The 12022-nt window shown below is 54.3% G+C and carries 10 protein-coding genes; all 10 read right to left on the reverse strand.

The window, feature by feature from the left end:
* Positions 1–24: 24 nt before the first annotated feature.
* On the reverse strand, positions 25–1281 hold the full coding sequence (trpB, locus tag AC3CHX_RS12890; protein WP_488644393.1) for a tryptophan synthase subunit beta: 1257 nt from the start codon (positions 1279–1281) through the stop codon (positions 25–27).
* A gap of 71 nt (positions 1282–1352) precedes the next feature.
* Positions 1353–2021 (reverse strand): phosphoribosylanthranilate isomerase, encoded by a 669-nt coding sequence (locus AC3CHX_RS12895; protein WP_488644394.1) that lies wholly within the window; start codon positions 2019–2021, stop codon positions 1353–1355.
* A gap of 98 nt (positions 2022–2119) precedes the next feature.
* A complete protein-coding gene (gene truA, locus AC3CHX_RS12900) occupies positions 2120–2938 on the reverse strand; it encodes a tRNA pseudouridine(38-40) synthase TruA (RefSeq protein WP_488644395.1) in 819 nt (272 codons plus the stop codon).
* Between the two features lie 158 nt (positions 2939–3096).
* Positions 3097–5994: a motility hub landmark protein FimV gene (locus AC3CHX_RS12905; RefSeq protein WP_488644396.1), complete on the reverse strand. Its 2898-nt coding sequence runs from the start codon at positions 5992–5994 to the stop codon at positions 3097–3099.
* A 295-nt stretch (positions 5995–6289) separates the two neighbouring features.
* Positions 6290–7423: an aspartate-semialdehyde dehydrogenase gene (asd, locus tag AC3CHX_RS12910; RefSeq protein ID WP_488644817.1), complete on the reverse strand. Its 1134-nt coding sequence runs from the start codon at positions 7421–7423 to the stop codon at positions 6290–6292.
* A 100-nt stretch (positions 7424–7523) separates the two neighbouring features.
* Positions 7524–8594, reverse strand: a complete 1071-nt coding sequence (gene leuB, locus AC3CHX_RS12915; RefSeq protein ID WP_488644397.1) for a 3-isopropylmalate dehydrogenase — start codon at positions 8592–8594, stop codon at positions 7524–7526.
* 90 nt (positions 8595–8684) lie between these two features.
* A complete protein-coding gene (leuD, locus tag AC3CHX_RS12920) occupies positions 8685–9332 on the reverse strand; it encodes a 3-isopropylmalate dehydratase small subunit (protein ID WP_488644398.1) in 648 nt (215 codons plus the stop codon).
* Positions 9333–9384: 52 nt separating this feature from the next.
* Positions 9385–9507: an entericidin A/B family lipoprotein gene (locus AC3CHX_RS12925; RefSeq protein WP_488644399.1), complete on the reverse strand. Its 123-nt coding sequence runs from the start codon at positions 9505–9507 to the stop codon at positions 9385–9387.
* A 24-nt stretch (positions 9508–9531) separates the two neighbouring features.
* Positions 9532–10932: a 3-isopropylmalate dehydratase large subunit gene (leuC, locus tag AC3CHX_RS12930; protein WP_488644400.1), complete on the reverse strand. Its 1401-nt coding sequence runs from the start codon at positions 10930–10932 to the stop codon at positions 9532–9534.
* A gap of 205 nt (positions 10933–11137) precedes the next feature.
* Positions 11138–12010, reverse strand: coding sequence for a DMT family transporter (locus AC3CHX_RS12935; RefSeq protein ID WP_488644401.1), 873 nt, complete (start codon positions 12008–12010; stop codon positions 11138–11140).
* Between the last annotated feature and the right edge of the window lie 12 nt (positions 12011–12022).

Raw genomic sequence — 12022 nt, forward strand, 5'->3', positions numbered from 1 at the left:
TCACGCCATTGTATTGACGCTACTTCAGACTTTCAAACGCTCAGCGACGGTATGCATATCTTTGTCGCCGCGACCGGACAAGTTGGCGAGGATGATTTTATCCTTCGGCAACGTCGCAGCCAGTTTGGCCGCATAAGCCAGCGCATGACTCGACTCCAGCGCCGGGATGATCCCTTCGATGCGGCAGCAGGTGTGAAACGCCGCCAACGCCTCGTCGTCAGTGATGGTCTCGTAGGTGGCGCGGCCAGAGTCTTTCAACCATGCGTGCTCGGGACCGACACCGGGATAATCAAGACCTGCAGAAACCGAGTGGGTCTCGATGATCTGACCGTTCTCATCCTGTAGCAAATAAGTGCGATTGCCATGCAAAACACCTGGCGAACCGGCTGTCAGCGAAGCCGAATGCTTGCCGCTGGCCAGCCCTTCGCCGGCAGCTTCGACACCCACCAGACGCACGTCGCGATGGTCGATATACGGATAGAAAATCCCCATTGCATTCGAACCGCCGCCGACACATGCGACCACGTAATCAGGCTGGCGCCCAGTCATCTCCGGCATCTGCGTCAGGCACTCTTCCCCAATCACGGACTGGAAGTCACGCACCATCATCGGATAAGGATGCGGGCCGGCGACGGTACCGATGATGTAGAAAGTATCTTCCACATTCGTGACCCAGTCGCGCATCGCTTCATTCAACGCATCTTTGAGTGTCTTCGAACCGGATTCCACCGGCACCACTTTGGCGCCCAGCAGGTTCATCCGATAGACGTTTTGCTTTTGGCGCTTGACGTCTTCGCTACCCATGTAGACCACGCACTCCAAGCCGAAACGCGCACAAATCGTGGCGGTTGCAACACCATGTTGACCGGCACCGGTTTCCGCGATGACACGCGGTTTTCCCATGCGCTTGGCGAGCAATGCCTGGCCGATGACGTTGTTGATCTTGTGGGCGCCGGTGTGATTCAAGTCTTCGCGCTTGAAGTAAATTTGCGCACCGCCCATTTGTTCGGACCAGCGTTTAGCGTGGTAAATCGGGCTTGGGCGGCCAACGAAATGTTTCAGTTCGCTTTCAAATTCAGCTAAAAATTGCGGCTCATGCTGATAGTGCGCGTAGGCCTCTTTCAACTCATCGAGCGCCAGCGTCAGCGTTTCCGATACAAAACTGCCACCGTACATGCCAAAGTGGCCTTTAGCGTCCGGCAGATTGTAATGTGCGGCCTGCTGCAAGCTCGCAGCGGCCGGCGGTTCGGCATAATGCACAAGCGGGTTCAATTCTTTCATTTTGGTTCTCTCTTAAATGGCTGACCGATGGAGTTTTCCACTCCAATGTGCGCAGAAAATTCGTCGCGCTATCAATCGAAACTGGCATCCGCCTGACGTACCGCAGCAATGAAGGCAAGTATCTTGGCGGGATCTTTGATGCCCTTGTCCTGTTCGACACCGCTACTGATGTCGACAGCATAAGGGCGAACGCGGGCCACCGCGTCAGTCGCGTTTTGTACGCTCAAGCCACCACTTAAAACGACCTGAGGCGCGAGTTCTTTTGGAATGAGAGACCAATCAAACACCTTTCCGCTGCCGCCATAACCCTCTACCAGGGTATCCAGCAGCAAACCTGCAAATAACCGGCTACCGGATCGATAGCCCAGGTCGCATTCTATCAAATCGGCAGCGACAGTTGCAGTCCCCACCCGCATTGCACGAATAAAAGGCCGATTTACCCGACTGGCGGCGGCATGGCATTGGGCTACGCTTTCATCGCCGTGAAATTGCAACAACGACAATGGAGCCTCGGCCACCGTGGCGGCAACTTCATCTGCACTGGCGTTGACGAACAATCCTACCGCTGTAACGAACGGAGGCAGCACGCCGATCAACTGCGCCGCCCGTTGCGGCGTGACATAGCGCGGACTCTTGGCATAGAAAACAAAGCCAACGGCGTCGGCGCCCGCGGCAACAGCCGCTTCCACATCCTGCTCGCGGGTCAGGCCACAGATTTTGATTCGGGTACGCTGGATCATATATTTCGTCGGAATAACATCAGTGAATAATTGGGCGAGTCATGTATTTTGACAGATACTCAGCAGGTATCGTTCTTTAACCGCCACCTGATTCAGCTTTACAGCCAGGGCAATATTTTGCTCAGTTGTTGCGGCAAGTTCCATTTTTGATCGTATTCAACTTTAGCCAGATACAGGCCATCCGGCATAAAAGTCGGTGCAGCACGGCTACGATCTTGTTGTTGCAGCAGATCGATTATCCATTCAGGCGGCTGCTTACCATTGCCGACAAAAATTAATGAACCAACCATATTCCGCACCATATGATGCAGGAACGCATTTGCACGCAGAGTAAACACGATCAGATCGCCGCTGCGCTCGATGCTGACTTCATGCATGTTGCGCACAGGCGAGCGCGCCTGACATTCGACCGCGCGAAACGCCGAAAAATCATGCGTACCGACAAAATGCTCTGCGGCCTCACGCATCGCCCCCAGATTTAGGGGCCGGAATGCCCATCCCACCTTATTCACCAGCAGCGGCGATCGCACCGGATGGTTATACAGCAGGTAATGATAGGTACGCGCCGTGGCGCTGAAGCGCGCATGAAATTGCTGGTCGCCGTCAACGTGTGAGCTTGCCTCTGCATACGGCACTTCACAAGCCCAACGCACCGCAATTGATGGTGGCAAAAAGGCATTCAAACCGCGCATCCAGGACGACGACTCACGCGACAACTCGGTATCAAAATGCACTACCTGTTCAAGCGCGTGAACCCCGGCATCGGTGCGGCCCGCACAAATGGTCGCAACCTTACCCTGGGTGAATTTTTGCAAGGCCAGCTCTAACCGATCCTGCACGGTCTTGCCGCTAGGCTGGGTTTGCCATCCTTGCCAGGGAGTACCGTCATATTGCACCCCGAGAACGATCCGCTTCAAACCGACTCCACTTCAAAAATATCGCAAAAATAGTGCCACACACGATCTGATACAGATCAAACCGCAAACATTGCGCCAAAACACAAACGGGCGCAAGCATAACGCCGCGCCCGTCAATTGCCAAATATTACCGGCAATTAAAACTTCAAAATCGATTCTTACGCCAATTTTGCCAATAACGCCTTCGCGCTCGCTACCTGCTCAACGTCGCCGCCCTTCAGCACTTCTTCCAGCAATTCACGCGCACCTTCGGTGTCACCAATTTCCTGATAAGCGACCGCCAGATCCAGCTTGGTCGCCATTTCGGCATTGGCCACGACCTCGTGCTTGTCAGTATTTTCTGCCGGTGAGGACGCTTGCTTATCTGCGACACCGCCCAGATCAAAATTCATCCCTGACATATCAAACTCTAAAGGAGTAGCCATTGCCAACGCCGGCTCAGCAGATGCCGCCGGAGTCGGCGTTTTGAGTGGAGGAACAGGTTCAACAGGCGTATCGTCCGTCAAATCCAAAGGCGCATATTTATACGGAAGACCGGCATCATTTGGAAATGCTGTCGTACTAACATCAGGGATTACCGGCACGGCTGCTGGCGTTGCATCTGTAGTCAAGGCGGTTGTCGGCACCTTGTTGCTGAGTTCGAAGTCAAGCGAATCCAGCATCGACCTGGCGGATTCCGGCGTTGGCATGACCATTACCGTGTCCAGATTTTCCAGCGCGTGATTGCCCTCACCTTCGAAATCGAAGTCGAAATCCAGATCCTGAACCGGCTTGCCAGCCGTCGGCGCCACTTCTTTGTGCGATTGTTCGTCGACATTCAACGGTGCGAATAACTGCATCGCCTCAACCTCAGCGGCTTCTGAGGCCTTGCCCAGCACCGTTTGAGGTTCGGTAACCGCATGCAACGCATTAAAATCAAGACCATCCAGCGGTTGGGTAGGCGCTGTAATCGAAGCTGCTTTGGCTACTACCTGTTCTGTCAGCTGACCGCCGCCATACAGCGGATTGGTAGGATCTACAACTAACCCGTGCGCCGCTGCTTGCTGCCAGTCTTCGCCTTCGCCATTGGTGAGGCTATACAGTTCGCTGGCAAGAATTTCAAATGCACGCACATCTTTACGCGTCGCATAAATTTCCAGCAGCTTGACACGAATTGCGTTACGACCCGGTTGGCTGCGTAACGCTTCTTTCAGAATTTCCTCTGCCTGTGCATCACGGCCATAAGCGATATATACGTCAGCTTCCGCGACTGGATCGACATTCGTATCAAGGTTATTGACCGACGGCACAAAGCTGGAATCGAATATGCTGTTTCTGGTGTCGACACTTTGGCCACCGGTCGTACCGAACAGTGAGTTCGTCCTTAATCCCGAATTCGTCGTCGGGGCTCCGGCGCTATCCAGAAACGTCAGCTGTCTATTGCGGCGCACCCGGGCGATTCCCAGGCCGGCGAGCAACAGCGCCAACACGCCGGCTACCGGCAATAACAAACGAATATCGGTGAGGCTATCAAAGAAGCCCGGCTCGGATGCAGCCGCCGCTGCGGCGGGTTTCGGTGCAGCCGCAAGCTGAATAACTGGCTTGACTTTAGCAACCGCTGGCGGCGTAGCGTCGGCACCCGCTACAGCAGTTGCCGCAACAGGTGGCGTCGAAGCTGCGGCTGCGGGCTGATCTGCGACTGCCTTGGCGCCGGCAGCGGATGCCGCCACAGTCGGCGCAGGCGGCGTTGCTGCGACTGCCGCAACAATCGCGCTTGCCGGGGGGGCACTTGCCGCCGAAGCCGGCACTGCCGGCGCTGTCGAAGCCTTCCCTAGGCTACTGGCCTGCTTTTGTAGCTCGTCTAAATGCTTGCTTTTCACGTCAAGGACTTTTTGCAAGTCATTGACATTTTTTTCCAATTCCTTGACTCGCGCCTCGGCATCGGCGGTCGCTTTTTCGCGGGCAATCTGCTCTTCGGTGGCTGCAACTGATTTCACACCAGCTTTGGCTGCATCACCTGCCCGAGATAACTTCAGCTTATCCTTGGCGTCATTCGCAGGGTTAGCTTGCTCTTCAACTTTAGTGGTGATCTTTCCGCCGCCGCTTTGTTTCGCATCGGCGGCCTCACGCGGGGCAGCTGTTGCTACCTGGCTCGCCAGCGTATTGCGATAGCCCTTGAAATCTTTCGATTGCGCCAAAATCACATTTTTCGCTTCAGCGCGAGTGACGCTGCGCGCAGAATCTGCGTCGGGAATAGACAGAATCTGGCCGCTACGCAAGCGGTTAATATTCTTGTCGATAAATGCATTTTCATTGCTACGATATATCGCCACCAGCATTTGATCGAGCGATATTCCGCTCGGCAAATTGTCTCCTGCTATATGAGAAAGCGTATCGCCTTTCTTCACGCGATATTCAGCATCACCCTTTGCGGCAGCAGCTTCCGGGGCTTTCGTTGCACGACGCGCAGCACGTCCGGCGCGTGCCGGCCTTTCTGTTGCGACAGACGCAGCCGAACGATCATTGCGCGCGTCAGGCAAGGATGCCATAGCACCGTTCATGGGTGCAGCGGAAGATGTTGCCGGGCCGGTTGACGGTGCGCGCACCGGCGCCGTAATCTGCGCACTCTGGGTCGAATGCAAATCGGCCGGATCGAGCAATACGGTGAATTCCCTTACGACACGCGTCTTGGTACCGCCCAACTCCATTAACACATCGACAAACGGTTCATTCATCGGTTGCGTGGAAGTCACGCGCACAAATTTGCGCGCCCCCCGCTGGTCGATCGCAAACTGCAGCGACAACAAAGCCGGATTGAAGTCGATATTGGCGTCTTTATAGGTCTCAACGGAAGCCAGTTTTGCAACCAGTTGCGCTTCTTCCTCCTGGGCTACGGCAGTCAGTTCAATTTCCGCCCGTAGCGGCTGTCCTAACGAAGACAGCACGGTTAACTTGCCGAACCCCGCTGCATGCGCACTGGACATCAGGACCAGCGCAGAAATTACTGCGGAACTAAGCGTTTTTAAGCCAGTGGAAATCAACTTGTTCGAGGAATTTGAAGGCTTGTTTTGTGGCATGGAAGACATTCCGTTGGCGTATGTTGAAAGGCGAATCTTGCGTTTTGTCAATGCTATTCCAGAAGTTTTAAAATATCAACATCGACTCAACATTCAAGCGAAACCGGTTCTGCAGATATGTAAAACCCGCTAAGACTCATACTTGAGCAAATCTTAGCGGGCTATGTCGCAAAACGGCAACGGTATAACATCATTAATACTATGTCAGTTGTGACCAGCTTACCAACCAAACATCGAAGCATCTGTTGTGATTCGACCACTGTCCACTACATGGTTAGTATTGCAGCAATACTATTTATACATCCAGAACAATCCGCAGCATGCGCCGCAGCGGCTCCGCAGCCCCCCACAGCAACTGATCGCCAACAGTGAACGCCGACAGGTAATCACCGCCCATTTCCAGCTTGCGCAAGCGACCAACCGGAATAGTCAGGCTACCGGTGACGGCGGCGGGCGTCAGATCACGCATCGATGCTTCACGGTTGTTCGGCACCACCTTCACCCATTGGTTGTTGCTGGCGATGATGTCATTAATTTCATCAAGCGGCACGTCTTTCTTTAACTTGATGGTCAGAGCCTGCGAGTGGCAGCGCATGGCGCCGACGCGGATGCACAAGCCATCCACTGGAATCGCTTTGCCGCCGTTGCTGAACCCTTCGCCGCGTCCCAGAATCTTGTTGGTTTCGGCGCCGGCTTTCCACTCTTCTTTCGACTGGCCGTTACCCAAATCCTTGTCGATCCAGGGAATCAGATTGCCCGCCAGGGGCACGCCGAATTGCTTGGTTTCATCAGCAGAGAAGCTGTGCTGCCTGCCCAATACCTTGCGATCGATTTCGAGGATGGCTGCCGACGGATTGTCGAGCAACGATTTGACTTCGGCATTGATAGCACCGAACTGCGTCAGCAATTCACGCATGTGTTGCGCACCGCCGCCGGATGCGGCCTGATACGTCATTGACGTCATCCACTCGATTAAGTCGTGCTGAAACAAACCACCCAGCCCCATCATCATGCATGAGACCGTACAGTTGCCGCCGACGTAGTTTTTGATGCCACGGGTCAGGCCGTCTTTAATGACATCCAGATTGACCGGATCCAGCACGATGATTGCATCGTCCTTCATGCGCAAGGTCGACGCCGCATCAATCCAGTAGCCATTCCAGCCAGCTGCACGCAGTTTCGGGAAAATCTCGCCGGTGTAGTCGCCGCCCTGGCAGGTAATAATGATGTCGCATTTTTTCAACGCTTCAATATCATTGGCATCTTTTAATGTTGTTTCATTTTTTGCCAATGCCGGTGCTTTACCGCCGGCATTTGAAGTTGAGAAAAATACCGGTTCGATATGGGCGAAGTCGCCCTCTTCCTGCATCCGCTGCATCAGGACCGAACCAACCATGCCACGCCAACCGACTAAACCAACCAGTTTCATCATCACTCCCTAAAACATGAACGGGAACACTCCCGCAACTTCAATACCTGACAAGACAACCCAAAACAAGCGGTCATTCACACCACTGCTCCGGCAAACCTTAGGCCAACGCCTTGACCACTGCCTGGCCCATTTCGCCGGTACTGACTTTGGTGGTGCCTGCTTCATAAATATCGCTGGTCCGTAAACCTTGTGCGAGAACTTTCTTGACCGCCGCTTCGACGCGATCAGCCTGTTCAGCCTTATTCAGAGAGAAACGCAACATCATCGCCGCTGACAAAATGGTCGCCAGTGGATTGGCAATGCCTTTGCCGGCGATATCCGGCGCCGAACCATGCGATGGTTCGTACAAACCTTTGTTGTTGGCGTCCAATGAGGCCGATGGCAGCATGCCAATTGAGCCGGTCAGCATCGCCGCGGCATCCGACAGGATGTCGCCAAACATGTTGCCGGTAACGATCACATCGAACTTCTTCGGCGCGCGCACCAGCTGCATCGCCGCGTTGTCGACATACATGTGCTCCAGCGCGACGTCCGGATACTCCTTGTGGACGTCAGTGACGATGTCGCGCCAGAACTGGAAAGTTTCCAGCACGTTGGCTTTGTCAACACTGGTCAAACGCTTGTCGCGCTTTTGCGCAGTCTGGAAAGCCACATGCGCAATGCGCCGGATTTCCGTCTCGGCATAACGCATGGTATCAAAACCTTCGCGCTCGCCTTTGAATGCGCCATCGGGTGCAGTACGTACACCGCGCGGCTGTCCAAAATAAATATCGCCGGTCAATTCGCGAATAATCAGGATATCCAGACCGGAAACCACTTCCGGCTTGAGTGTCGAGGCGCCAGCCAGTTCCGGATACAGAATCGCCGGGCGCAAATTGGCAAACAGACCCAAATTCTTACGCAAGCCGAGAATCGCCTGCTCAGGACGCAATGACCGTTCCAGCGAGTCGTACTGATAATCGCCCACCGCGCCAAACAAAATCGCATCGGCTTCTTTTGCCAGCTTCAGTGTGCCATCTGGCAGCGGATGACCGTGCGCTGCATAACCAGCCCCGCCGACAACAGCCGTTTCCAGCTCGAATTTTTCATCGAGCGCATTCAGAACGTTTACCGCTTGCTCAATGATTTCGGGGCCGATGCCATCGCCAGGCAAAATTGCAATTTTCATGTTGTTGTAAATAGATGGGTTCAAAAAAGCATTGAAATGCAGAGTGGCACAATTGTGCCGGGCAGCCTTGCAGCACCGTCCTGCAAATCATCAAATGGTATTTGCCAACCAGGGTTGATCAAACAGGTGGCGATCTTCGAATTCGTGAATCTTGTCGGCCTGACGCAGCGTCAAACCAATGTCATCAAGGCCGTTCAGCAAGCAATATTTACGGAATTCGCCCACTTCAAACGGATAGCTGACGCCGCCATTCGAAGTCATCACCACTTGTTTTTCCAGATCGATGATCAGACGGAAGCCAGGGAAAGCTTTGACTTCATCAAACAAATGGTCAATCTGCGTCTCCGGCAAGACGATTGGCAGCAAACCGTTCTTGTAACAGTTATTGAAGAAAATATCGGCAAAGCTAGGCGCGATCACAGCACGGAAACCGTATTGGTCAAGCGCCCACGGCGCATGTTCACGCGAGGAGCCGCAACCGAAGTTCTTGCGCGTCAATAAAATCGAGGCACCTTGATAGCGCGCCTGATTCAGGACGAAATCCGGGTTTAGCGGCCGCTTCGAGTTGTCCTTGCCTGGCTCGCCATGATCCAGGTAACGCCATTCGTCGAACAGGTTCGGGCCGAATCCGGTGCGTTGAATCGATTTCAAGAATTGCTTCGGGATGATGGCGTCGGTATCGACATTGGCGCGATCCAGCGGCGCCACCAAACCATCCAGCACAGTAAATTTGTTCATGACATTTATTCCAATATAGGGTGCATTTACACACTTGCACTAATCAGCGCGCTTACTTTCCCTGAATTTTTTCGCCCACATGTTCGACATCCTTGCCGAAACCATGAAACGTATTACATCCGGCCATCAACGAAGCGGCCGCAACAAGAATGCATAAAGCAATGATTTTTTTCATAATTTCTAAAATTGAAAGTTCAGACTACAGGGAACGTACATCAACAAAATGACCTGCGATACCCGCCGCAGCGGCCATTGCCGGACTCACCAGATGGGTACGGCCACCGGCACCCTGACGGCCTTCAAAATTACGGTTCGAAGTTGACGCACAACGTTCGCCCGGCTCCAGACGGTCGGCATTCATCGCAAGACACATCGAACAACCAGGCTCTCGCCATTCAAAGCCGGCATCCTTGAAAATCTTGTCCAGACCTTCGCGCTCAGCCTGCTCCTTGACCAGACCGGATCCTGGCACCACCATCGCCAACTTGACATTCGAAGCGCGGAATTTGCCGCGTACCACCACCGCAGCAGCACGCAAGTCTTCGATCCGCGAATTGGTGCAAGAACCGATAAATACCTTGTCGATGCGTATATCTTCAATCGCGGTATTCGGTTTCAGCGCCATATAAGCCAGCGCCTTTTCCATACCGTCGCGTTTGGTCGGGTCTTTTTCCTTGTCCGGATCCGGTACGCGGCCGTCAATCGCCACCACCATTTCGGGCGAGGTACCCCAAGTGACTTGCGGCTTGATCTCAGCGGCATTCAGTGTGACCACCATGTCGAACCTGGCACCGACGTCGGTGTGCAGCGTGCGCCAGTAACTGACGGCCCGCTCCCAGTGTGGTCCGACCGGGGAAAACGGCCGGCCCTTGACGTAATTGATCGTGGTGTCGTCGACCGCGATCATGCCGGCACGCGCGCCCGCTTCGATCGCCATGTTGCAGACCGTCATCCTGCCCTCCATCGACAACGAACGTATCGCCGCACCAGCGAACTCGATCGCGTACCCGGTGCCGCCGGCGGTGCCGATTTGACCGATGATAGCCAGCACGATGTCTTTCGCCGTGACGCCGTTTGGAATCGCGCCGTCAACCTGGACCAGCATGGATTTGGATTTTTTTGTCAGCAACGTCTGGGTCGCCAGCACGTGCTCGACTTCGGAAGTGCCGATGCCGTGGGCCAGACAACCGAACGCGCCATGCGTTGATGTGTGCGAATCACCGCAGACCACCGTCATGCCGGGCAACGTAGCGCCCTGCTCAGGCCCGATCACATGCACGATCCCTTGACGCAAATCGTTCATGCCGAAATAGGTAAGGCCATATTTCTTGGCATTCGCATCCAGGGTTTCAACTTGCAGGCGTGACACCGGATCGGCGATGCCATGCGCGCGATCAGTGGTCGGGACGTTATGGTCGGCCACGACAAGATTGGCCGGAACTCGCCATGGAGTGCGCCCAGCCAGCTTCAGACCTTCGAAAGCCTGGGGACTAGTCACTTCGTGCAACAAATGACGATCGATGTAAAGAATCGCAGTGCCATCCTCTTCGGCGTGGACAACATGAGATTCCCAGAGTTTGTCGTAGAGCGTTTTTAACATAATCAATCGCGTACAAGGTCGCGCCAAACAGTGATATTAGCCCTTGATTATGCCATAGTTGTACGCGTCAAATTTCGCTGAAAGCGGTCAAAGTGACATAAAAACATCGAGCGCCGTATCAACTATGCAATAACGGCCGGTATTCGAAGTATTTACGACAACACTGACCGGCATCTTGAAGTGCAAATTGGCAGGCCAGATAGCGTCAGGAACCCGCAATGCGCGGTAATTTGACTTTGCCGGTCGCCAGCGCGGTGCCAAGCAGAACGACCAGGCAACCCATTATCATGGTCTGACTCACCTCTTCCCGGAGGAAAACGGCACCCCATATCACGCCAAAGATCGGGATCAAAAAAGTCACCGATGCCGCATACGCGGAGCCGACATTTTCAATCAGCCTGAAATACAGAATGTAGGCGAGGCCGGTGCACACCACCCCCAAACCCAGCACGGCGTACCAGGCCGATGTCGAAACCGGCCCCGACGGCCAGTAGAACAACGCGAACGGCAGCAGCACGACCGTTGCAAAAAATTGACTGCCGAAAGCCACCACAAACGGCGGCACACCAGCCAGGCGCTGCTTGGAATAATTAACGGCAAACCCATACAGCAATGTTGCCAGCAACGCCGCACCGATCGCCAGCCACACGCTTGGCAATCCAGCGCCGATTTTGTCCCATACCAGGATCACGACACCGGCCAACCCGATCAGCATGCCCAGCACTTGCAATTTCGCCAATGGGGTTTTTAACCACAGCAGCGCTACCAAAGCGGCCCAGAGCGGTGTCGTGGCATTCAAGATCGAATCGAAACCGGCATTGACGTACAAAGTTGAATAAGCAAACAAGCAAAACGGCAACGCCGAGTTAGCAATCCCAACCACCAGCAATGGCCACGCCTTATGGCGTAAATGCTGACGTGCGACGGCTGACCGCAGGACCGGCAGCAGTACCAGCGCGGCAATCCCGACCCGCAAGGCAATCAACGCCACCGGCCCGAATTCCGGCGCCCCCATCCGCATAAACAGAAATGAAGCACCCCAAATTGCAGCCAGCAGTAAAAGCTCGACGATATTCATGTATATTTTTTG

It is taken from the genome of Glaciimonas sp. OK215, from assembly GCF_057787885.1.